Below are 21,664 nucleotides of genomic sequence, written 5' to 3' on the forward strand. Positions count from 1 at the left end.
CGGACCTGCCCGTCGCTATTGGCACTCTCCAGTGGGGAGTGCCAGGGCCGAGACTATGACTGCGATTAGCACTCGGTCAAGCGGAGTGCCAATTCAGTGATGGCGAGTCTTCCGCACGGCCCCTCCGGCCCGTCCGTCACAGGTAGTCCTCGAGCCTCCCCACCGTGAACCCCTGGGCCTCGATACGGCGCAGCAGCCGCGTCGTCGCCCCGCGCGGGTCGTCGCCGTCACGGAACTGGGCCCGGACGATGTCGCCGGGACGCAGCCGGCCCCCGTCCCCGTGACGCAGATCGTCGCTCCCCACCGAGGCGCGCCACAGGACCACGACGTCGACCCCGCAGGTGGCGGCGGCGCGCAGGGTGTTCTGGTCGTACTCGCCGAAGGGCGGGCGGAGGAGGCGGGGGCGGGTGCCGAAGCGGTTCTTCAGCCGGTCCTGCTGGCCGCAGATCTCGGCGCGCTGTTCGGCGTACGGGAGTGAGGGCAGGAAGTGGTGGTTCAGGGTCTGGTTCTGCACGCCCGCGCCGAGGGTCCGCAGCCTGCCGAAGTGGTCGTGGCCGGGGCCCGCGACGCGGTCCGTGAGGAAGACGCTGACGGGCAGCCGCAGGTCGCGGACCATGTCGGGGAAGTGAGGGTCGCGGTCCACGCCGTCGTCGAAGGTCAGGAAGACGACGCGGTCCTTGGTGCGGACGTGGTCCACGACAGGCGGGAGCGCATACGTTCGCGGTCCTGCCCCGGCCGCGTGGCGCGCCGGGGGTCTCGGCGCCGGGGCGAGCGGCGCGGAGAGTCCCCAGCGACGGTAGGCGTCCGGGGCGCGGCCGCCACGCGGAGTTGCGGCGTGACGCGCGGGGGCGTGAAGAGGCGCGACGCGCACCGGCCCGCCTCCCGCCCCCGCCTTCCCGGCCCCGCGCGCACCCCACGACCCGCCACCCCCCAGGCCCACGGCCGGTGTGACCGTGGGTGCCGCGTCGTGCGAGTGGCGGACCTTCTCGGCCGCCTTCCTGCTGAGCCGCTCGATCGGGTCCACGGACTGGGCGCACCCGGTGAGCAGCGCGGGTGCGAGGACACCGGCGGCCAGGGCGGTGGCGAGCAGCCGCCGGGGCCCGGTGCGCGCGTGGGCCCGGCGCGCCCGCACGGACATCACAGGTAGTCCTCCAGCCTGGCCACCGCGTACCCCTTGTCGGTCACGTACTTCATGAGCAGACGGACCATGTCGGGCATGGTGCCCTTCCACTGCTCACGGCCCCGGAAGTGGGTCAGGATGATGTCGCCGGGGTGCAGGTCCTGGTCCCCCTCGCGCCACTCGACGTGGTCGACGTACACCTCTTCGTTCCAGATCGGCGCGTACTTGATGCCGCAGGACTTGGCGGCGCGCAGCGTGTCCCGGTTGTAGTTGCCGTACGGCGGGCGGAAGAGGACGGGCCGCTTGCCGTACTGCGTCTGCATGATGTTCTGCATGCCGCAGATCTCGCGCTTCTGCCCCGCGTAGGACAGGCGGGGCAGATACGGGTGCGTCAGCGTGTGGTTGTTCAGCGTGACGCCGCGGGACTGCATTTTTCCGAAGTAGCCGTAGTCGTCCTTCACCAGGTAGTTGCTGAGGAAGGCGGTGTACGGGATCTTCAGGTCACTCATCATCTTCAGGAACGCCGGGTCCTTCTCGGAGCCGTCGTCGATGGTGAGGAACACGACCTTGTCCTTGGTCGGTACGGTCGTGAAGACGGGCGGCAGATCCTCCTGGCCGTCGACCTCGAAGCCCTTACGGGCCCTGATCACGGGCTTCTCGGCGGGCGCGGGCGGCGCGAGGAGCGGCGGCTTCGACAGGCGCCACTTCTTGGCCATCGCGACCCGGGCGGCCTGGGCGGCACGCGTCTTGCCCTCGTAGGAGTCGAGGGCGCGGGCGGGCGGCCCCTGGAGGGGCTGCGGGCCGGGCGCCGGCTCGACGGCCATCTTGCCGTCGGCCGCGGCGCACCCGGAGGCGACCGCGCAGGCGGCGAGAACCGCGAGACCGGCCCGCGTCCGGGCGTGACGGGTCCCCCGGCCCGACGCCGCCTTCGCGGCTCTTTTGTCGTTTTGTCGTACAAGTCGCATGGCGCCGGATCCTCGCAGCTCACAGCGCTGATGAGGGCCCGACACCGCGGCCGGGCGCACACCGTCCACCGACTGGCCCACAATGGGCCTGGTGAACGACCTCGCCTCCTTCAGCTCGCTGCTCTCCGCGGAGGGCCAGGCGCTCCTCCACGACGTACGGGACATCACCCCCGGCCAGGAGCTCGCCGTCGCCACCCGGCTGCGCCGCGACCACCCGGCGGACCTCGTCTCGGCGGCCATCGCGCAGGCCCGGCTGCGGCAGCGCGCCGCGGCGAAGTTCGGCGAGACGGACGCGCGCCGCATGTACTTCACGGCGAACGGCGTCGAGCAGGCGACTCGCACGAGCGTCGCCACCCATCGCGCGCAGGAGTTCAAGGCGCTCGGGGTGCGCTCCGTCGCCGATCTGTGCTGCGGCATCGGCGGCGACGCGATCGCGCTGGCCCGCGCCGGGATCTCCGTACTTGCCGTCGACCGCGACCCCCTGACCTGCGAGGTCGCCCGCGCGAACGCTCAAGCCCTTGGCCTCGACGGGTTGATCGAGGTCCGCGAGGCCGATGTCACCGAGGTCGACACGGAGCCGTACGACGCGGTGTTCGTCGACCCCGCGCGCCGGGGCGGCGGCAAGGGGGGCGGCCGGATCTTCGACCCGGAGGCGTACTCCCCGCCCCTGTCCTGGGCGATCGGCGCGGCGCTCGGGGCCCGGCACGCGGCCCTGAAGATCGCGCCCGGCATCCCCCACGAAGCGATCCCCGACGCGGCCGACGCCGAGTGGATCTCGGACGGCGGGGACGTGAAGGAGGCCGTGCTCTGGTTCGGCACCGAGCCGGGCCGCATGCGGGCGACGCTGCTCCCCGGGCCGCGCGCACTCACCGGCCGCGGCCTCCCCGACCCCGAAGTGCGGTCCGTGGGACGGTACTTGTACGAGCCGGACGGTGCCGTCATCCGCGCCCACCTGGTCGCCGACGTGGCCGAGGAGGTAGCGGGCGGGCTGATCGACGAGACGATCGCCTACGTCACGTCCGACACGCTACGGGCGACGCCGTACGCCACCGCGTACGAGATCACGGACCGACTCCCCTTCAACGTGAAGAAGTTGAAGGCGCTTCTGCGGGAGCGTGAGGTGGGAATCCTGACGGTGAAGAAACGGGGGTCGGCGGTGGAGCCGGAGGAGCTGCGCCGCAAGGCGCTGCCGAAGCGGCACGGCCCGAACGCGGTGACGGTCTTCCTGACCCGCGTCGCGGGCGCCCCGACGATGCTGCTGGGAGCGCCCGCGCGGCCGGCTACTGGTGGTGCCGGGTCCTGAGCGGCTCCAGGTTCGGCTCGGCACCGATCGGGCCGGTCCGCTCCACCGACGTGGCGTCACCGCCGTTCGTGCGGGCCAGGAAGGTGCTCCGCCGTGTGCTCTGCGGCTCCACCCCGTTGTAGTACGGGTGATAGACGTACTGGCCGCTGCCCGCGCTGATCGCGGCCCCGGAGGCGTCCAGCGTGCCGGCCGCCACGGAACTGCTGCCGCCGAAGCCGACCGCGAACTGGACGCTCGCGGACTCCCGCATCAGATAGCTGCTCGTCGCGCTCGAGAGGGAACCGGGCGTGGTCCAGAGCACGGGACCGAACACGTTCATCGCGGAGCCCGCGGACGCACCGCCGCGCCATGAGTCGACCGAGGCGAGTCCCGCCTGGCTCGGCGCACTCCACCAGAGCTTGGCCAGGGCGACCGCGGTGCCCTCGTGCCCGGTCCCCGTGACCGGGTAGTAGGTGTACGTCGAGGGCCAGCTGGAGAACGTCGTGTGCGTCAGCGCGTACTTCGCGGACGTCCCCACCGGGATGATCATGGTGTCGTCGGGGTCGAGGCTGTTGAGGTACGACTTCACCGACGAGGTCAGCGTGTTGCCGTCGTTGAGCACCACGCCGCCCGCGCTGCTCGTCCCGTCCGCGCCGGCCGCGACCGACGCCGCCAGCGCCGAGTGGTAGTCGGTCCCGGTCGCCAGGAACACGTACTTCGGCGCGCTGGTGACCGACTTGGCCACGGCGACCGAGGTCGAGTAGCGGGAGGTGCCCGCCAGCCGCTTCGGCGTGAAGCCGAGCGCGGTCACCTGCGAGGACACGGTGCTGCTGAGCATGGACGTGCCGCCGACGAGATAGACGTACGCCCCCGGCTTCAGCGTTCGCTTGAGCTCCGCCTTCACCGCGGACGACAGGCCGCCCGACGGCGTCATGAGGACCGGCCCGTGCTTCTTGCCCGCAAGGGCGGGCGCCGTGAGCGAGTACGAAGGGCTGTCGCGGTTGATCAGCACCGCCGCCTTGGCGTCCATCAGGCCCGGCTCGCTCTGCCCGACCGTGTTCCACGTCCAGCGCGAGGAGGCGATGTTGGTGCCGTAGGTGTCTGCGCCCCAGACACGGCCCGTGGTGTTCTTGCGCAGCGGCTGCCAGCTGGGGTTGTAGCCGAAGTTGCCCTCCTGGTGACCCGCCACCGAGGTCAGCGTCCCGCTGGCCAGGTCCACGTACTCCGTGGTGTGCACGTCGGAGCTGTCGCCCGAGGTGTCCGCGTCGAAGATGATGCGCTCGCCGGTGGGTGACCAGGACGGGTTGCCGTAGCTGCGCGGGCCGGTGGTGATCTGCTTGACGTTCGTGCCGTCCGCCTTCGCCGTGAAGATCTGGGCCGTGACGCCGTCGGGGGACTTGACGAAGGCCAGCTCGGTGCCGTCCGGTGAGAAGGCGGGCTGCTCGCCCTCGGCGAGGATCTGCTTCACCGTCCCGGTCTCGGGGTCGTAGGTCCAGATGCCCTTGTTGTCGTAGCAGCCGTAGTTGACGCGCCGCTCGAACGCGATCACACCGGACGTGCTCACGGTCGGGTCGTTGTCGCAGACGGTGGTCGGCTCCTGAGCGCTCGTCAGGAGCGGGCGCGGGGCCCACGAGCCGTCGGAGGGGCCGTAGCCGAGCTGGCCGTTCGACGTGAAGAAGATGTACCGGCCGCCCCACCCGTAGGTGAGGTCACTGGGGATGTAGCTGGCATGGAATCCCTCGCCGTCCGGGAGGGTGACCTTGGAGGCGCCGCTCGGGCGGATGCTCTGGACGTCCTGCCAGGCGCTGACCAGACGGCTGCCGTCCGGGGCCCAGGCGGACCAGTCCCCGTCGTACGTGTTGGGGACCTGGGTGACGGCGCCCGTGGCCGGGTCGTACAGCTGCGGGCCGTCGAAGAGGATCTTGCCCTCGGTGCCGGGCCAGGGGCCGGCGTCCGCCGAGGCGGCGGGCGCGGTCGCCAGACTGCCCGCGGCGAGCGCGACCGCGGTGGCGAGCACCGCGGCACGGCGGCGCGTGAAGAACTTCAAGAGTGACCCCCCACGGATCAGAAATGTCGGAGTGCCGCCCGCTCACGCCACCGCGTCGGGGTCTCCCCCCGCCGACGCGGCCGTGTCACGACAGCCGCGTCACTGTAGTGGCTGGTGAGACCCATGGGAATAGGGATTTCCCCGCTCCTCACGGCACTTGTCCGCGCGCGCCAGCAGCAGCTCCCGCTCCCGTTCATTGCGCGTCAGCGACGCCGCCCGCTCGAACTCGGCCCCCGCCTCCTCGCGCCGCCCGAGCCGCTCCAGCAGGTCTCCGCGCACGCTCGGCAGCAAGTGGTAGTCGCGCAGCGCCGGTTCACCGGCCAGGGCGTCGACCAGGGCGAGGCCGGCCGCGGGGCCCTCGGCCATGGACACCGCCACCGCCCGGTTCAGCTCGACGACGGGGGACGGCGCCCGGACGGCGAGCAGCCCGTACAGGGTCGCGATCCCCTCCCAGTTCGTCTCCGCGTACGTGTGGGCGTGCGCATGGCTGGCGGCGATGGCGGCCTGGAGGGCGTACGGGCCGGGACCGCCGCCGGTGGACACCGCGTCCGCGCGGCCGAGGGCCGCGAACCCGCGCCGGATCAGGAGCTGGTTCCAGCGCATCCGGTCCTGGTCCCGGAGAAGGACGGGCTCGCCCGACGGGCCCGTACGGGCGGCCGAGCGCGAGGCCTGGAGCTCCAACAGGGCGGCCAGGCCATGGACTTCGGGCTCCTTCGGCATCAGACCTGCCAGCAGCCGGGCCAGCCGCAGCGCGTCCTCGCACAGACCGGGGCGCAGATAGTCGTCGCCCGCCGTGGCCGCGTACCCCTCGTTGAAGATGAGGTAGATGACCTCGAGGACCGAGCCGAGGCGGGCTTCCCGCTCGGGTCCGTAGGGCACTTCGAAGGCGACGTTCTTCGTGGCGAGGGTGCGTTTCGCGCGCACGATGCGCTGGGCGACCGTCGCCTCGGGAGCCAGGACCGCGCGGGCGATCTCGGCGGTGGTCAGGCCGCCGAGCAGCCGCAGCGTGAGCGCGACCCGGGCCTCGGCGGACAGCACCGGATGGCAGGCCGTGAAGACGAGGCGGAGCAGGTCGTCGTCGATGTCGTCCGGGTCCGCGGGCTCGTCCAGGTGGGGCGGCGCGGTCTCCAGGTCACGGCCGACCTCCGCCAGCTTGCGCGTGTACCGCTCCTTGCGGCGCACGAGGTCGATCGCCCGGTGCTTGGCGGTGGCCATGAGCCATGCGCCCGGGTTGTCGGGGATCCCCTCGTCCGGCCACTGCTCCAGGGCGGCGACGAGCGCGTCCTGCGCCAGTTCCTCCGCTATGCCCACGTCCCGGACGATGCGCGTGACACCGGCGATGATGCGGGGCGCCTCCAGACGGAAGACGGTCTCGATGGCGTGGGCCGCTTCGGCAGTACGTTCTGCTGTCACGGCCCACCATCAGACACCCGCGCCCGCGGGGCGGCCAAGGGCCTGTCCGGCGTGGCTCAGCCCTCGGCGATCTCCCGGATCTCGGAGGTGACCGTCCAGTGCTCCTCATGGACCTTCAGGAACCGCTTGGTCCACTCCAGGATCTCGGCCCGGTCCTTGGCCTGGATGATCGCGTAGCCGCCGATGACCTCCTTGGACTCGGTGAACGGCCCGTCGGTGACGGTGATCTCGCCGTTCTCGTAGTGCACGCGGGTGCCCTCGGACGAGGGGTGCAGGCCCCCGGTGTCGAGCAGCACGCCGGCCTTGGTCATCTCCTCGATCAGCTCACCCATGCGCTGCATCAGGGCCTCGCTGGGGCCCTCGGCGGGGGCCTTGCCCTCGTCGATACGGACCAGCGTCATGTAGCGCGGCATGGTGACTCCTCGTTCGGTGCGGTCGGGGGTTCTCCCCGCTCTCACTTACGCGTCGAACGGGAGACCGGCGAATCGACACGCTCGCCGGATTTCCTTCGGAAATTTTCTCCGGCAGGTCGGAGGCCCCGGGCGGATGTGTCCGCCCGGGGCCTCCGACCTGCTGTGATGCCTACTCGACGGTGGTCTTCAGCGAGCGGGCCTGCGGCTGCGGCGCCACGGAGGCTGCCGGCCGCTCGGACTGCCGCGTCGTCGCCGTTCCCGCCGGAGCCACCCCCTTGTAGTACGGGAGGTAGTCCACGAGCGAGCTTCTCGCGCTGACCGCGGAACCGGCCGCCGCGAGTTCGGACGCCGACACCGAACCGGTGCCGCCGTACGCGATGACGTGCTGGAGACCGGCGGCCTGAGAACGCAGATAGGCCGCGTCGGCGTCCGTCAGAGTCGTCTCGTCGGTCCACAGCACGGGCCCGTACCAGAGCTGCCCGGTGGCCGCGGAGATCCCGCCACGCCAGCTGTCCGTCCGGGCGAGACCCACCTGGTGCGGCGAGGACCACCAGAACCTGGCCAGCGCCACCGAGGTTCCGTCGTGGCCGCTGCCCGAGACCGGGTAGTACGACCAGCGGTCGGGCCAGTGGGAGAACGCGGTGTGCGTGAGCGCGTACTTCGCCGAGGCGCCGACCGGGATGACCATGGTCGTGTCCGGGTCGAGCGAGTTGAGGTACGACTTCACCGAGGACGTCAGAGAGTTGCCGTCGTTGAGGACGACGGTGCCCTTGCCCCCGTAGCCGAGCGCGCCCGCCGCCACCGAGGCCGCGATCGCCGAGTGGTAGTCCGTGCCGGTGGCGAGGAACACGTACTTGGGCGCGCCGGTGACCGCCTTCGCCACGGCCACCGACGTCGAGTAGCGCGAGGTGCCCGCCAGCCGCTTCGGGGTGAAGCCGAGCGAGGCGACCTTGGTGGCGACCGCGCTGGAGAGGATGTCCGTGCCGCCGACGAGATAGACGGTCGAGCCGGGCTTGAGCGTGCGCTTCAGCTCGCTCTGGACCGCGGTCGACAGCGACGACTTCGGCGTCATCAGGATCGGGCCCTGCTTCTGGCCGCCGAGCGACTGGGCCGTGAGCGCGTAGGACGGGCTGTCCTGGCTGACCAGCACGGCTGTCCTGGCGTCGACGAGGCCGGGCTCGCTCTGTCCGACGCTGTTCCAGCTCCAGCGGGACACGGCGGCGTTGGTGCCCGGCGAGTCGGCGCCCCAGACCCGCATGGTGTCGTTGTGGCGCAGGGGCTGCCAGGCGATGTCCGTGGTGGACGAGGTGCTGGAGGGGTTCGGCATCGTCGTGACGTCGCCGCTCTTCACATCGACGATGCGGGTCGCCGACGCGTCTTCGTCGTAGCCGTTGTTGAACGCGATGCGCGTGCCGCTAGGCGACCAGGACGGGGTGTAGGCGGCGTCGCTGAAGGTGAGCTGGCGCTCGCCCGTACCGTCGACGCCGATGACGAAGAGCCTGGTCAGCCCGCCCGCTTCCCGCACGAAGGCGACCTGCGTGCCGTCGGGCGAGATCGCGGGGTCCTGGCCGACGTCGGTGAGCTTGGTGAAGCCGCCGGTGCCCGCGTCGTACAGCCAGATCGCCGAACCGGTCGTCGTGCCACAGGTGTCGCCCGTACGGACGAAGGCGATCAGGCCGTTCACCGAGGCGCTCGGCGCGCGGTCGCAGCCGTCCTCCGCCGTGGAGAACAGCGGCTGCGCGTAGCCGGAGCCGTCGGACGGTGCGTAGCGCAGCCGGCCATCGCCCGAGTAGACGACGGTGCCGCCGCCGTACAGGAACGTCGGGTGGGCGACGCCGCGCACCGAGCTGTCGCGCTCAGGAATCTTCACCAGGGTGGAGCCCGTGTAGCGGCGCGTCTCGACCCTGCCGTCCTTCACGTACGCGACCCGGCTGCCGTCCGGCGACCACGCGGGCTGCGCCGCGCCGGCGAGGAAGTCGGTGTACGTGCTGGTGCCGAGCTCGTGCGTCTGCAGCACGTTCAGCGCGCCGTTGAGGAACATCAGCGTGCCGTCCGTGGCCTGCCACGTGACCGGCTCGGCGGCGGCCGCCCCCGGCGCCGCCATGCCCGCCGCCAGAGCGACGGTGGTGCCCAATGCCGCGAGCACGCGGCATCTGCGAATCTTCATGTGCCCCCACAAGAGTGTCCGAAGGGCCGTCGTTCGTCTCCCCGACGCGGAACGGAAACCTCACGTTCCTGTACGACAGCTGCGTCACTGTAGCGGCGCAGGTGACCGGAACGGAATGACTTTCCTTCACATGCCACCTACACGCCCCGTGCCAGGATCGCGCCCCATGCCTTTCGACCACAACGATCACTACCACCGCCTCCTGCTGCGCCACGTGCCCAGCGGCGGCCGCACCGCACTGGACGTCGGCTGCGGCACCGGCCGCTTCGCACGGCGCCTGGCCGGCCGTGGTTACGAGGTCGACGCGCTCGACCCGTCGGCCGAGGTCATCGCCGAGGCGGAGGCCATGGGCGGCGGGCCGCGCTACCGCCGGGCGGATGTGACGGCGACGGAACTGCCCGAGGGGCACTACGACGTCATCACCTGCCTGGCGAGCCTGCACCACATGCCGTTCGCGACGGTGACGCGGCTGCGCGCGGCCCTCGCTCCCGGTGGCGCGCTGCTCGTCCTCGGCTGCTACGCGGGCGTGACGCCCCGCGACCTCGTGGCCGTCCCGGCGAACGCGGCGGCCCGCTCCGCGGTCCGCCTGGCCGACCGGCTGCGCGGCGCCGCACCGCCACCCCTCAAGGCCCCTGTGCGCCGACCCGACATGACGCTCGCCGACATCCGCACGGCAGCCAACCGGCTCCTCCCCGGCAGCCAGGTGCGTCAACTCCTCTTCTGGCGCTACCTGTTGGCGTACAACGCCTGACGCGTCACCGCAGTGAGGCCCACAGCTTCCCGGCCTCGGGCTCGTCGGCGACGACACGGTTGGGGTCCGACGGAGCCGGGAGCACCGGCATCGTGACCGTCTTCACGTCATCCGCCGACAGCCCCTTCAAGCTGCCCGCCAGGCCCTGGAGTTCACCGAGGGAGTCGAGGCCGGTGTCCGTGGTGAGGCTTCCCGTGAGGGCGTCGGCGACCTTGTAGAGGCGGGCCGGGTCCGTCAGGAGGTCACTGCCCGACACCTCCTCCACCAGGGCCTTCACCAGCTGCTGCTGGAGTTTGATGCGGCCGAGGTCGCTGCCGTCGCCGACGCCGTGGCGGGTGCGGGCGAAGGCGAGGGCCTGCTTGCCGTCGAGGTGGTGGTAGCCCGCGTCGAGCTGGAGGTGGCTCAGGTCGTCGTCGATGTCCTCGGTCGTCGTGAGGTCCACGCCGCCGAGCGCGTCGACGACCGAGGCGAAGCCGGAGAAGTCGATCTCCAGATAGTGGTCCATGCGCACGCCGGTGAGCTTCTCGACCGTCTTCACGGCACAGACGGGACCGCCCACGGAGTACGCGCTGTTGAACATGGCGCCGTACGCGGCCTGCGTGCTGCCACCGGACGAGGTCGGGCACGCGGGCCGCTCGACGAGGGTGTCGCGGGGGATGCTGACGACGGTCGCCGCCGAACGGTCGGCGTCCAGGTGCACCACCATCGCGGTGTCGGAGCGGCCGCCCTCGCTGTGGCCGCCGCCGAGCGCGGAGTTCTCGCTGCCGCTGCGCGAGTCGGAGCCGAGGACGAGGATGTTCAGCGCCCGCGCGGGCGGCGCGGTCGCCGAGGGCTCCGGCGTGGCCGGGGCCGGCTTCGGGGGCCGGTCGTCGCCGAGCGTGCTGTCGATGTCGACGCCCCGGATGTTGTGGTCCAGATGCCAGTACGCCCATGCGGCGCCGCCCCCGGTGAGGACGAGCACGCAACCGGCCACGACACCGGCCGTCTTCACCAAACGCCCACGACGACGCTGTATTCGCTTCACAGGGCGAACATAAGTCGGAATTATTACAACGGTAAACCAGTTAGGCGCAGTTATTCGGGAATCTCAGACGGTTCTCACGTCCCCGGACGATGCCGCCTCAGGCGGGAGCGACCGCCTCGAACCGCCACCGATGCACCGTGCGGGTCACCAACTCGCCCTCCGGTTCGGGCAGTTCGGGCAGTTCGGCGTCGTACGCCGCGTCCCACCAGGTGATGACGAGGACCCGGTCCTGCGGGGCACGGAAGAACTCGCGCCGCAGTGGCTCGGCCGCGAGGACCTGCCCCCGCGCCCAGGCGAGCAGCTCCTCGCCCCGTCCCTCGGCCGCCCGGGCCTCCCACATCAACGCGACGGTCATGAGTACAGGTTGTCCTTCGCGGCCTCGTGCACGTGGTCGTGCGTGTGCCCCGGCACGTGTGTCTCCGTCACCGGCAGCGACGAGTCGGCCGACAGGTCCCAGGCGGAGGCGGACCGGTTGCGCGCCACCATCTCGGCGCCGAGGGCCGCGACCATCGCGCCGTTGTCCGTGCACAGCTTGGGCCGCGGCACGCGCAGCCGGATCCCGGCGGCCTCGCACCGCTCCTGGGCGAGGGCCCGCAGCCGCGAGTTGGCGGCCACACCGCCGCCGATCATGAGGTGGTCGACGCCCTCGTCCTTGCAGGCGCGCACGGCCTTGCGGGTCAGCACGTCGACGACGGCCTCCTGGAAGGACGCCGACACATCCCGCACCGGAACGTCCTCACCGGCGGCCCGCTTCGCCTCGATCCAGCGCGCCACGGACGTCTTCAGCCCGGAGAAGGAGAAGTCGTACGCCGGGTCGCGCGGCCCGGTGAGCCCGCGCGGGAAGGTGATCGCAGTGGGGTCGCCCTCCTTCGCGTACCGGTCGATGACGGGACCGCCGGGGAAGCCGAGGTTCAGCACCCGGGCGATCTTGTCGAAGGCCTCGCCCGCCGCGTCGTCGATGGTCGCGCCGAGGGGGCGCACGTCGGACGTGATGTCGGAGGAGAGCAGCAGCGACGAGTGCCCGCCCGAGACGAGCAGCGCCATCGTGGGCTCGGGCAGCGGCCCGTGCTCCAGCTGGTCGACGCAGATGTGCGAGGCGAGGTGGTTCACGCCGTAGAGCGGCTTGCCGAGCGCGTACGCGTACGCCTTGGCCGCCGAGACGCCCACGAGGAGCGCGCCCGCGAGCCCCGGGCCCGCGGTGACGGAGATCCCGTCCAGGTCGGAGGCGGCGACCCCGGCGTCCTTCAGGGCACGCTCGATGGTCGGCACCATGGCTTCCAGGTGTGCCCGCGAGGCGACCTCGGGGACGACACCGCCGAAGCGGGCGTGCTCGTCGACGCTGGAGGCGACCGCGTCGGCGAGCAGCGTGTGACCGCGGACGATGCCGACACCGGTCTCGTCGCAGGAGGTCTCGATGCCGAGGACGAGCGGTTCGTCAGCCATTTTCGGTTCCTTGTACGGGTGTCACTGAGGTCGAGGGGTCGGTCAGACGCATCACGAGCGCGTCCACGTTGCCCGGCTGGTAGTAGCCGCGGCGGAAGCCGATGGGCTCGAAGCCGAAGCGCTGGTAGAGCTTCTGCGCCCGGGTGTTGTCGACCCGCACCTCGAGCGTCACCTCGGAGCACTCGAAGTCGGTCGCGTGGCGCAGCAGAACGGTGAGGAGCCGGGCGCCGAGCCCGGTGCCCCACTGGTCACGGACGACGGCGATGGTCTGCACGTCGGCCCCCACGCCGGAGCCGCCTTCATAGTCCGTGCCGGACGCGGCCAGGCCCGCGTACCCGACGAGCCGGTCGCCCTCGTGGGCTACGACATAGCGGCGGGTCGACCCGGCGCCGCGCGCGTGCGCGAGCTCGGACCAGAACATGCCGCGGGACCACGCGTCGTCCGGGAAGAGATCCTTCTCGAGCGCGTGCACGGATTCGATGTCCCACCAGCGCATCTCGCGCAGAGCAGCGCTCACTTCGGAGTGACCACCTTGTAGTTCTTGGGCACCTGCGCGTCGGGCCGGCGCAGATACAGGGGGCGCGGCGCCTCGAGCTCCTCGCCGGCGCCGAGCTTCTCGGCGGCGAGGGCGGCGAGGGCGGCCGCCGACACGTTCTCGGGGGCGCGCGCGTCCGGGAACGTGTCCGGGTACAGCACGGCGCCGGCGCCGACCGCGGGAAGGCCCGCGACCTGCTCGGCGATGTCGGCGGGGCGGTCGACGGCGGGCTCGGTGACGCGGGTGCGCGCGTCCTCGTAGCGCGCCCAGTAGACCTCCTTGCGCCGCGCGTCCGTGGCGACGACGAAGGGGCCGTCGACCTCGGCGGCGTAGGCGAGCCCGTCCAGCGTGCACAGACCGTGGACGGGCACACCGAGGGCGAGCCCGAAGGTGTCGGCGGTCATCAGGCCGACGCGGAGCCCGGTGTAGGGGCCGGGGCCCACGCCGACGACGATGCCGGTGACGGCGTCGAGTCTGACGCCGGCCTCGGCGAGCACCCGGTCGACGGCGGGCAGCAGCAGCTCCCCGTGCCGGCGGGCGTCCACCTGGCTCGATGCGGCGACGACGGACGAGCCGTCGTGCAGGGCGACGGTGACGGCGGGGGTGGCGGTATCCAGCGCGAGCAACAGCACGCAAACAGCCTACGGCTCCGGCGCCCCGCCCACGGCCGCCCCGGTGAGCCGCACCCCTGCTGCTACCGTCACCACAAAGACGTACGGGCACGAGAGGTGGGCAAACAGGTGGCACGGAGCAGCTCGGGATTCGTGGCCGGGCTCACCGCGGCGGCGCTCGCCGTGGTCGGCTTCCTCGCCTACCAGGCCTCGGCCAGCGCGCCGGACAGCCTGGCCCCGCCGAAGGCCGGGAAGACCCCCTCCACGGCCGCCTCCCACTCCCCCAAGGACACAAAGGACCTGACGGCGGTACCCGCGCGGTCCGGCACCGGTGAGCGGGTCGTCTACTCCGTGGGCGACGACCGGGTGTGGCTGATCGCGGAGGGCGGCAAGGCGCAGCGCGTCTTCACGGTGACGCCGAGCACGGTGGACCCGCCGGTCGGCAAGTACGTGGTGACGTCGCGCTCGGCTTCGATCACCGGCAGCGACGGCGTACCGATCGAGCACGTCGTGCGGTTCGCGAATGTCGACGGCATCGCGATCGGCTTCAGCGCGGCGGTCGACGGCTCGGCGCCCAAGCCGGACCCGGCCAAGAAGACGGGCGGCATCCGCGAGAAGCGGGCGGACGGCGACGCGATGTGGGAGTTCGCGACGATCGGCAAGAAGATCGTCGTGGTCCAGTAGAACCCGTCATCCGACGCACGACACAAAAACCCTCACGCGGCGTCGCGACGCTCCTCACCGGCGCAGGCACCCGTACCCTCGGCCTCCCCCTCCCCCTCCTCGACGGCAGGCGGTGTGGACACGGCCGAGGCGGCGGCACAGGACGCGAGCAGATCGCTCATGGACAGCCCCGAGGCGGCGATCCCGGACATGTCCCCGCGCCCCGGCACCACGCGGGGCTGCTGCGGCACGTCACGTTCTGAAGCCGACATGGATGCCTCCTGGGCTCCGGGGCAGCAAAGTTAGGTAGACCTAACCAGGACTGGTCTCCATGTGACCATGCCGAGCGCACACCGCGCAACATTTTGCCGACGCCATGTCGGAACGTTCGGGTGAAGGTACGAGGGTCAGGCGGCCAGAGCCTCCAGGCCGGTGCCGGCCCAGCGCGCCCCGAGGCCACGGAACGTCACGGAGCGCACCTCGTCGTCCGTGTCCCCCATGGCACGGTGAATCACCACATGGAGCCGGTCGTCGGCGAGGTCCTCGACCTTGCCGTCGCCCCACTCGACGACGATCACGGAGTCGGGCAGCGAGACGTCGAGGTCGAGGTCCTCCATCTCGTCGAGCCCGCCGCCGAGCCGGTACGCGTCCACGTGCACCAGTGCGGGTCCGTCGCCGAGGGGCGGGTGGACGCGGGCGATGACGAAGGTCGGAGAGGTCACGGCGCCCCGCACGCCGAGGCCCTCGCCGAGCCCGCGGGCCAGCGTGGTCTTGCCCGCGCCCAGCTCGCCGGTGAGCATGACGAGGTCGCCCGGGCGCAGCAGCTTGGCGAGGCGGCGGCCCAAATCCCCCATATGGGTGGGCGAGTTGACGGTGATCGAGGCGGTGGCGGCGTCAGCTGCCGGGCTGTGCGGTGTCTCCATAACTTCCCACGGTAGCCCCTGCGGGAACGGCTCCCGTGCGCGCGAGGAGGTCGGCCAGCCGGTCGGTGACGGCCTCGGGGTGCTCCAGCATCACCAGGTGTCCGGCGTCGGGCACGAGCACCAGCTCGGCGTCGGGGAGCAGCCCGGCGATGGCCTCGCTGTGCTCACTGGGGGTGACGAGATCCTGGTCGCCGGCCAGTACGAGGACGGGAAGCTGCGCGAACCGCTCGATGGCCGCGGTCTTCTCGTGCTCCTGGAAGGCGGGGTAGAACTCGGCGACGACGTCGATCGGCGTGCTCTCGATCATGCGCTCGGCGAAGCGGACGACGGCGGGATCGACGTCACGTGAGGCGAACGAGTAGCGCTTGATGATGCCGGCGAACAGGTCGGCGGTCGCACGACGCCCCCTCTCCACGAGGTCGGCGCGCTGGCCCAGGACCTTCAGGACGCCGGGGAGCACGCGCCGGACGGCGTTGACGCCGACCACGGGCAGCCCGTAGCTGACCTCGCCGAGCCTGCCGGAGGAGGTCCCGACGAGGGCGACGCCGACGACGCGCTCGGCCACGACCTCGGGAAACTGGTCGGCGAACGCCATCACGGTCATGCCGCCCATGGAGTGCCCGACGAGGACGAGCGGCCCTTCGGGGGCGGCGGCGTCGATGACGGCCTTCAGATCGCGCCCGAGCTGGTCGATGGTGACGTCGGGCCCGCCGTCGGCCTGCTCGACCCCGCGCCCGGACCGCCCATGGCTGCGCTGATCCCAGTAGACGGAGCGCACCACGCCCCGCAGGGCGGCACGCTGGAAATGCCAGGAGTCCTGATTGAGGCAGTACCCGTGACTGAAGACCACGGTGACCGGCGCGGGGGCCTTACGGCCGAAAAGACGACGCCTGCGAGGGCCGGCACCGCCCTCGGCCTCCACTTCCTCGACCTCGTAGTAGAGCTCGGTGCCGTCCTCGGCACAGGCCTTGCCGGGGGTGCCGCGCAGAGCCCCGTAGGGTCCGGAGGCATCAAGCGCGAGCCGTGCCTTTCTGCGCATGCCGCGGCCGACGGTGAGCCGCTCCACGGCGACACCGGCAGCGGCACCGGCCGCGACGACACCTATCGCGGCGCCGGCGAGCCCGGCCCGCCGCCAGCTCGCGACGGCCGCCGTGACTCCGGCGCTGCTCTCACTCACGTGCCGCTCCTCCGTCGTCCACATAGACGCGCGGAACACGCGCCCCGATCCGGGTGACGATCTCGTACGCGATGGTGCCGGCGGCCTGCGCCCAGTCCTCGGCGGTCGGCTCGCCCCGGTCTCCGGGCCCGAACAGCACGGCCTCGTCCCCGGCCGCCGGCTCGTCGCCACCTAGATCGACGACGAACTGGTCCATGGCGACGCGCCCGGCGACGGTACGCAGCTTGCCCCCGATGAGCACGGGCCCGGTCCCCGAGGCATGCCGGGGGATCCCGTCCCCGTACCCGAGGGGCACGAGCCCCAGGGTGGTCTCGCCCGGGGTGACGTAGTGATGCCCGTAACTGACGCCGAGCCCACCCGGGGCGTGCTTCACCAGGGCGAGCGAGGCGGACAGGGTCATGACGGGCCGCAGCCCGAAGTCCGCCGGCGTGCCGATCTCGGGGCTGGGCGAGATCCCGTACATGGCGATGCCGGGCCGCACCAGATCGAAATGGGTCTCAGGCAGAGTCAGGGTCCCCGGCGAATTGGCAATATGCCGGACCTCAGGCCGAACCCCGGCCCTCTCCGCGAAGGAGACCATCTCGCGAAAACAGTCCAACTGAGCGGCAATCGACGGATGCCCCGGCTCATCGGCACAGGCGAAGTGGGACCAGAGCCCCGTGACGACAACAAGCCCCTCGCGCTCCGCGGCAACGGCAGAACGCACAAGCTCGGGCCAGTCACCGGGCAGACACCCATTACGTCCGAGCCCCGTATCGGCCTTCAACTGAATACGAGCGGCTCGCCCCACCACCCGAGCGGCGGCAACGACCTCGTCCAGAGCCCACATGCCGCTCACGGACATGTCGAGATCGGCCTCGATGCCCTCGCGCCAGGGCCCGCCTGGCGTCCAGAGCCAGCACATGACGCGCCCCTCGATCCCCGCGGCACGCACCGCGAGGGCCTCCTCGGGCGTGGCCGTACCGATCCAGGTGGCACCGGCCTCCCGCGCGGCGCGCGCGCAGGGGATCATGCCGTGGCCGTAGGCATCAGCCTTGACCACAGCCATGAAGGCGGCCCCAGGCGCACGATCGCGCAGGGACCGCACATTGGCCCGCAGAGCGGCCAGATCGATCTCGGCCCGGGCACGGCCCACGGCAGGTGCTCTCTCAGTCATCGTGCGCCCAGTGTCTCAGAGCCCCCCGACACCCCCACATGACCACCACCCACCAAACCACCCACACCAACCCAAATCACCAGGCCGGCAACCACACCACCTGGCGAAGCGCCCCCACGGAGCGAAGCAGAAGCCCACCGCCCCAAGCCCTCACCCCCTACACCCCGCGCCGAACATCCCCCCAGGCCCCAGCAATCCCCCCAGCCACATCCTGAGCAACAACAGGCGCCCCACCAGACACACGCCGAGCAGCGAGCCCATGCAGATAGGCCCCCACAGACCCGGCATCGAGCGCTCCAAGCCCCGCAGCGAGCAGCGACCCGCAAAGCCCGGACAACACGTCGCCACTCCCCGCGGTGGCCAGCCAGGCGGTACCCGTGGAATTGACCCGAGCCGAACGCCCCGCACCCTCCCCCCACCCCCCGGCGACCAAGGTGGTGGACCCCTTCAAAAGCACCGTGGCGGAGAACCGGTCAGCCAACTCCCGCACAGCCGCAAGCCGCTCCGCCTCCACCTCCTCCCGGGCAACCCCCAACAACGCGGCGGCCTCCCCCGCATGAGGCGTGAGCAACGTAGGCGCGGCCCGCCCCCGAACGGCCTCAGGATCGGCGAGCCGCAGCCCATCGGCGTCGATCAGAACGGGCACCTCCGCATCCAGGACATCCGCGAGCCCGGAGGCGTCGTCACCCAGTCCGGGCCCGGCCACCCACGCCTGCACCCGCCCCGCCTTCCCGGGCGCGCCTTCGGACACCAGGGTCTCGGGGAACCGCGAGACGACGGCGCCGGCCGCAGGCCCGACGTACCGAACGGCTCCGGCCCCACCCCGCAGAGCCCCGGCGACGGCAAGCACGGCGGCACCGGGATAGCGGGCGGACCCGGCGACGATGCCCACGACACCACGCCGGTACTTGTCGCTCTCTCCGGTGGGTTCAGGCAGCAGCCTGGCCACGTCGCCGTGCTGAAGGGCCTCCAGATCCCCCTCGCCACGCCCCAGTTCAAGCCCGATCTCGACGAGCCGAACGGCACCGGCGTACTCCCGCCCGGGATCGACGAGAAGCCCGGGCTTGTACGCACCGAAGGTGACGGTCACATCGGCGCGGACGGCCTCCCCGGCGACCTGCCCGGTGTCGGCGTCGACGCCACTGGGCAAATCCACAGAGACGACAACGGCACGGGACTCCAAGGCGGCACGGACAACGGGCAAGGCAGCCGCGCGAAGCCCACCCCGCCCCCCGATGCCCACGATCCCGTCGACGACGAGATCGGCGCCGGCGAGAGCGCGCTCACCGGAGTCGGCGACGCGCCCCCCGGCGGAGAGGAACGCGGCAAGCCCGGCACGGTGCACACGCGCGGAGTCCAGGAGCACGCCGGCTACCGCGGCACCACGACGGGCGAGCCGGGCGCCGGCGTAGAGGGCGTCACCCCCGTTGTCCCCGGACCCGACGAGGAGCACGACCCGGGCCCCGTACACCTTGCCTAGGAGTTCGGCGCAGACAACGGCGAGCCCGGCGGCGGCCCTCTGCATCAGGGCGCCTTCGGGAAGCCGCGCCATGAGGGCACGCTCGGCGGTCCGTACGGTGTCCACGTTGTAGGCGGTACGCATGGAACCGAGTCTCCCGCACAGAGGAGCACCTCGCCCCCGGCCGAAGCCAAAAGCCAAAGCCCAAGCCGGCGAGAGGCCGAAGCCCTCAGCCCTTGCCCCCTGAGCCCCTACCCCTCAGCGATCACGACCGCCGACGCAACCCCGGCATCATGGCTGAGCGACACATGCCACGACCGCACACCCATCTCCGCGGCACGCGCAGCAACGGTCCCGGTGACCCGCAGTCGCGGCTGCCCACTCTCCTCGACACAGACCTCCGCATCGGTCCACCGCAACCCGGCCGGCGCCCCCAGCGCCTTGGCCAGCGCCTCCTTGGCGGCGAACCGGGCGGCCAGCGAGGCAATGCCGCGCCGCTCCCCACTGGGAAGCAGCAACTCCCGTTCACAGAAGAGCCGTTCGGCCATTCCGGGCGTACGCGCAAGCGAGGCCTCGAACCGCTCGATCTCGGCGACGTCGATCCCGACCCCAATAATCAAATCCAGCCCCTAGTAATCAGATCCAGCCCCTCACTCCACCGTCACGGACTTGGCGAGGTTGCGAGGCTGGTCGACCTCGTTCCCCCGGGCCGTGGCCAGCTCGCAAGCAAACACCTGCAACGGCACCGCCGCAACCAGCGGCTGAAGGAGCGTAGGGGTGGCAGGGATCCGTACGAGATGGTCGGCGTAGGGGACGACCGCCTCGTCCCCCTCCTCGGCGATCACGATGGTGCGCGCCCCGCGGGCCCGGATCTCCTGGATATTGGACACGATCTTGTCGTGGAGGACGGACCGCCCCTTGGGCGACGGCACGACGACCACCACAGGCACGTCGTCCTCGATCAACGCGATCGGCCCGTGCTTGAGTTCACCGGCGGCGAAGCCCTCCGCGTGGATATAGGCGAGCTCCTTGAGCTTCAGGGCGCCTTCAAGGGCGACGGGATAGCCCACATGCCGCCCCAGGAAGAGCACGGTCCGCTTGTCGGAGAGCGACCGGGCCAGCACCCGCACGGGCTCCATGGTCTCCAGAACGCGCTCGACCTCACCGGAGATGGCGGCCAGGTCCCGGATCACCGCGCGGATCTCGTCCCCCCACTTCGTGCCGCGCACCTGCCCCAGGTACAGGGCCACGAGATAGCAGGCGACGAGCTGCGTGAGGAACGCCTTGGTGGAGGCGACGGCGACCTCGGGCCCGGCATGCGTGTAGAGAACGGCGTCGGACTCGCGGGGAATGGTCGACCCGTTCGTGTTGCAGATGGCGAGGACGGTCGCACCCTGGTCGCGGGCGTGCCGCAGCGCCATCAGCGTGTCCATGGTCTCGCCGGACTGCGAGATGGCGATGACGAGCGAGCGCCCGCCGAGAATGGGATCCCGGTACCGGAACTCACTCGCGAGCTCCACCTCGCAAGGGATCCGGGTCCAGTGCTCGATGGCGTACTTGGCGATGAGACCGGCGTGGAACGCGGTCCCGCACGCCACGATCACGACCTTGTCGACTTCCTTCAACACGGCTGCGGGGATCCGGAGTTCGTCGAGCGTCAGCGCCCCGTCGACGCCGATGCGCCCGAGCAGCGTGTCGGCGACCGCCTTCGGCTGCTCGGCGATCTCCTTGAGCATGAAGTAGTCGTAGCCGCCCTTCTCGGCGGCGGAGGCGTCCCAGTCGACGTGGTACGACCGCACCTCGGCGGGCCGCCCGTCGAAGTCGGTGACGGTCACCCCGTCCCGTACGCCGTCCCGCCGCAGCTCGACGACCTGGTCCTGGCCCAGTTCGATCGCGGAGCGCGTATGGGCGATGAAGGCGGCGACGTCGGAGGCGAGGAACGCCTCGTCCTCCCCCACGCCCACGACGAGCGGTGAGTTGCGCCGGGCGCCCACGACGACGTCGGGCTCGTCGGCGTGCACGGCGACCAGCGTGAACGCCCCTTCGAGGCGCCGGCAGACGAGCCGCATCGCCTCGGCGAGGTCGGCGCACACGGAGAACTCCTCGGCGAGCAGATGCGCGACGACCTCGGTGTCGGTCTCGGACTCCAGGACGTGCCCGCGCTCGGCTAGCTCGGCGCGCAGCTCGGCGAAGTTCTCGATGATGCCGTTGTGGACGACGGCGACGCGGCCGGCGTTGTCGAGGTGCGGATGCGCGTTCATATCGGTTGGGCCGCCGTGGGTGGCCCAGCGGGTGTGGCCGATGCCCGTGGCCCCGGCCGGCAGCGGCCGCTCCACGAGCTCCTTCTCGAGGTTGGCGAGCTTGCCCGCCTTTCTGGCCGAGGCGAGGCCGCCGTCGGCGAGCACCGCGACCCCGGCCGAGTCGTAACCCCGGTATTCGAGCCGCTTCAGTCCGGCGAGCACGACGTCGAGCGCCGCCTGAGATCCGACGTATCCCACGATTCCGCACATAGCGG

General features: G+C 71.5%; 21 protein-coding genes. 3 read left to right on the plus strand and 18 right to left on the minus strand.

The genetic code is table 11. The features are described 5' to 3' along the window. Positions 1-136 precede the first annotated feature (136 nt). Positions 137-1,138: a polysaccharide deacetylase family protein gene (locus tag ACWFR4_RS28205; protein WP_453655137.1), complete on the minus strand. Its 1,002-nt coding sequence runs from the start codon at positions 1,136-1,138 to the stop codon at positions 137-139. Next, the gene (locus tag ACWFR4_RS28210; RefSeq protein WP_453655139.1) at positions 1,138-2,085 is read right to left on the minus strand and encodes a polysaccharide deacetylase family protein; all 948 of its coding nucleotides are present in this window, start codon (positions 2,083-2,085) and stop codon (positions 1,138-1,140) included. Before ACWFR4_RS28210 ends, ACWFR4_RS28205 begins: the two co-directional genes overlap by 1 nt. A 91-nt stretch (positions 2,086-2,176) precedes the next feature. Between ACWFR4_RS28210 and ACWFR4_RS28215 the strand changes: the two genes are divergently transcribed. Beyond that, positions 2,177-3,388 (plus strand): class I SAM-dependent methyltransferase, encoded by a 1,212-nt coding sequence (locus ACWFR4_RS28215; RefSeq protein WP_453655141.1) that lies wholly within the window; start codon positions 2,177-2,179, stop codon positions 3,386-3,388. Here ACWFR4_RS28215 and ACWFR4_RS28220 read toward each other — a convergent pair. From ACWFR4_RS28220 to ACWFR4_RS28235, 4 genes are all read right to left on the minus strand, one after another. Continuing rightward, entirely contained in the window at positions 3,366-5,414 is a 2,049-nt protein-coding gene (locus tag ACWFR4_RS28220) for a cell wall-binding repeat-containing protein (protein ID WP_453655143.1), read from the minus strand. The two genes, ACWFR4_RS28215 and ACWFR4_RS28220, sit on opposite strands and share 23 nt — an antisense overlap. A 99-nt stretch (positions 5,415-5,513) precedes the next feature. Further along, the gene (locus ACWFR4_RS28225) at positions 5,514-6,827 is read right to left on the minus strand and encodes an RNA polymerase sigma factor (RefSeq protein ID WP_453655145.1); all 1,314 of its coding nucleotides are present in this window, start codon (positions 6,825-6,827) and stop codon (positions 5,514-5,516) included. 56 nt (positions 6,828-6,883) lie between these two features. Beyond that, complete coding sequence (locus ACWFR4_RS28230; RefSeq protein WP_453655147.1) at positions 6,884-7,240, minus strand: YciI family protein; 357 nt, start codon at positions 7,238-7,240, stop codon at positions 6,884-6,886. Between the two features lie 169 nt (positions 7,241-7,409). Then, entirely contained in the window at positions 7,410-9,407 is a 1,998-nt protein-coding gene (locus ACWFR4_RS28235) for a cell wall-binding repeat-containing protein (protein WP_453655149.1), read from the minus strand. A gap of 166 nt (positions 9,408-9,573) precedes the next feature. Between ACWFR4_RS28235 and ACWFR4_RS28240 the strand changes: the two genes are divergently transcribed. Next, positions 9,574-10,158 carry a class I SAM-dependent methyltransferase gene (locus ACWFR4_RS28240; protein ID WP_453463909.1) on the plus strand — a complete coding sequence of 195 codons (585 nt, stop codon included), beginning with the start codon at positions 9,574-9,576 and terminating at the stop codon, positions 10,156-10,158. Between the two features lie 4 nt (positions 10,159-10,162). Here the strand turns inward: ACWFR4_RS28240 and ACWFR4_RS28245 are convergent, their stop codons facing one another. The 5 genes from ACWFR4_RS28245 to tsaB form a co-directional block, all read right to left on the minus strand. Then, positions 10,163-11,173 carry an LCP family protein gene (locus tag ACWFR4_RS28245; RefSeq protein WP_453463975.1) on the minus strand — a complete coding sequence of 337 codons (1,011 nt, stop codon included), beginning with the start codon at positions 11,171-11,173 and terminating at the stop codon, positions 10,163-10,165. Between the two features lie 106 nt (positions 11,174-11,279). Next, positions 11,280-11,537 carry a hypothetical protein gene (locus tag ACWFR4_RS28250; protein ID WP_266673399.1) on the minus strand — a complete coding sequence of 86 codons (258 nt, stop codon included), beginning with the start codon at positions 11,535-11,537 and terminating at the stop codon, positions 11,280-11,282. Continuing rightward, the gene (tsaD, locus tag ACWFR4_RS28255; protein ID WP_453463912.1) at positions 11,534-12,625 is read right to left on the minus strand and encodes a tRNA (adenosine(37)-N6)-threonylcarbamoyltransferase complex transferase subunit TsaD; all 1,092 of its coding nucleotides are present in this window, start codon (positions 12,623-12,625) and stop codon (positions 11,534-11,536) included. Before tsaD ends, ACWFR4_RS28250 begins: the two co-directional genes overlap by 4 nt. Then, positions 12,618-13,121: a ribosomal protein S18-alanine N-acetyltransferase gene (gene rimI, locus ACWFR4_RS28260; RefSeq protein ID WP_453463978.1), complete on the minus strand. Its 504-nt coding sequence runs from the start codon at positions 13,119-13,121 to the stop codon at positions 12,618-12,620. Before rimI ends, tsaD begins: the two co-directional genes overlap by 8 nt. A 17-nt stretch (positions 13,122-13,138) precedes the next feature. Beyond that, the gene (gene tsaB, locus ACWFR4_RS28265; protein WP_453463916.1) at positions 13,139-13,792 is read right to left on the minus strand and encodes a tRNA (adenosine(37)-N6)-threonylcarbamoyltransferase complex dimerization subunit type 1 TsaB; all 654 of its coding nucleotides are present in this window, start codon (positions 13,790-13,792) and stop codon (positions 13,139-13,141) included. Between the two features lie 108 nt (positions 13,793-13,900). Between tsaB and ACWFR4_RS28270 the strand changes: the two genes are divergently transcribed. Next, entirely contained in the window at positions 13,901-14,455 is a 555-nt protein-coding gene (locus ACWFR4_RS28270) for a hypothetical protein (RefSeq protein WP_453655151.1), read from the plus strand. A 32-nt stretch (positions 14,456-14,487) separates the two neighbouring features. Here the strand turns inward: ACWFR4_RS28270 and ACWFR4_RS28275 are convergent, their stop codons facing one another. The 7 genes from ACWFR4_RS28275 to glmS all read right to left on the minus strand — a co-directional run bounded on the left by ACWFR4_RS28275 (position 14,488) and on the right by glmS (position 21,659). After that, entirely contained in the window at positions 14,488-14,706 is a 219-nt protein-coding gene (locus ACWFR4_RS28275; protein ID WP_453463922.1) for a hypothetical protein, read from the minus strand. Between the two features lie 135 nt (positions 14,707-14,841). Continuing rightward, positions 14,842-15,357, minus strand: coding sequence for a tRNA (adenosine(37)-N6)-threonylcarbamoyltransferase complex ATPase subunit type 1 TsaE (tsaE, locus tag ACWFR4_RS28280; protein WP_453463925.1), 516 nt, complete (start codon positions 15,355-15,357; stop codon positions 14,842-14,844). Next, positions 15,329-16,534, minus strand: a complete 1,206-nt coding sequence (locus ACWFR4_RS28285) for an alpha/beta fold hydrolase (RefSeq protein ID WP_453463928.1) — start codon at positions 16,532-16,534, stop codon at positions 15,329-15,331. The genes tsaE and ACWFR4_RS28285 overlap by 29 nt, the downstream gene beginning before the upstream one ends. Further along, entirely contained in the window at positions 16,527-17,690 is a 1,164-nt protein-coding gene (gene alr / locus ACWFR4_RS28290) for an alanine racemase (protein ID WP_453463931.1), read from the minus strand. The genes ACWFR4_RS28285 and alr overlap by 8 nt, the downstream gene beginning before the upstream one ends. 157 nt (positions 17,691-17,847) lie before the next feature. Then, on the minus strand, positions 17,848-19,293 hold the full coding sequence (locus ACWFR4_RS28295; RefSeq protein ID WP_453655153.1) for an NAD(P)H-hydrate dehydratase: 1,446 nt from the start codon (positions 19,291-19,293) through the stop codon (positions 17,848-17,850). Between the two features lie 107 nt (positions 19,294-19,400). Beyond that, the gene (locus tag ACWFR4_RS28300) at positions 19,401-19,769 is read right to left on the minus strand and encodes a holo-ACP synthase (RefSeq protein ID WP_453463937.1); all 369 of its coding nucleotides are present in this window, start codon (positions 19,767-19,769) and stop codon (positions 19,401-19,403) included. Between the two features lie 30 nt (positions 19,770-19,799). Further along, positions 19,800-21,659, minus strand: coding sequence for a glutamine--fructose-6-phosphate transaminase (isomerizing) (gene glmS / locus ACWFR4_RS28305; protein WP_453463940.1), 1,860 nt, complete (start codon positions 21,657-21,659; stop codon positions 19,800-19,802). Between the last annotated feature and the right edge of the window lie 5 nt (positions 21,660-21,664).

The sequence above is a fragment of the Streptomyces sp. NPDC055140 genome (assembly GCF_053607285.1).

Coding starts and splice junctions, on each gene's coding strand:
- ACWFR4_RS28205 (WP_453655137.1), bottom strand. CDS start 1,138: ATGTCCGTGCGGGCGCGCCGGGCCCACGCGCGCACCGGGCCCCGGCGG.
- ACWFR4_RS28210 (WP_453655139.1), bottom strand. CDS start 2,085: ATGCGACTTGTACGACAAAACGACAAAAGAGCCGCGAAGGCGGCGTCG.
- ACWFR4_RS28230 (WP_453655147.1), bottom strand. CDS start 7,240: ATGCCGCGCTACATGACGCTGGTCCGTATCGACGAGGGCAAGGCCCCC.
- ACWFR4_RS28235 (WP_453655149.1), bottom strand. CDS start 9,407: ATGAAGATTCGCAGATGCCGCGTGCTCGCGGCATTGGGCACCACCGTC.
- ACWFR4_RS28240 (WP_453463909.1), top strand. CDS start 9,574: ATGCCTTTCGACCACAACGATCACTACCACCGCCTCCTGCTGCGCCAC.
- ACWFR4_RS28250 (WP_266673399.1), bottom strand. CDS start 11,537: ATGACCGTCGCGTTGATGTGGGAGGCCCGGGCGGCCGAGGGACGGGGC.
- tsaD (WP_453463912.1), bottom strand. CDS start 12,625: ATGGCTGACGAACCGCTCGTCCTCGGCATCGAGACCTCCTGCGACGAG.
- rimI (WP_453463978.1), bottom strand. CDS start 13,121: ATGCGCTGGTGGGACATCGAATCCGTGCACGCGCTCGAGAAGGATCTC.
- ACWFR4_RS28275 (WP_453463922.1), bottom strand. CDS start 14,706: ATGTCGGCTTCAGAACGTGACGTGCCGCAGCAGCCCCGCGTGGTGCCG.
- tsaE (WP_453463925.1), bottom strand. CDS start 15,357: ATGGAGACACCGCACAGCCCGGCAGCTGACGCCGCCACCGCCTCGATC.
- alr (WP_453463931.1), bottom strand. CDS start 17,690: ATGACTGAGAGAGCACCTGCCGTGGGCCGTGCCCGGGCCGAGATCGAT.
- ACWFR4_RS28295 (WP_453655153.1), bottom strand. CDS start 19,293: ATGCGTACCGCCTACAACGTGGACACCGTACGGACCGCCGAGCGTGCC.
- glmS (WP_453463940.1), bottom strand. CDS start 21,659: ATGTGCGGAATCGTGGGATACGTCGGATCTCAGGCGGCGCTCGACGTC.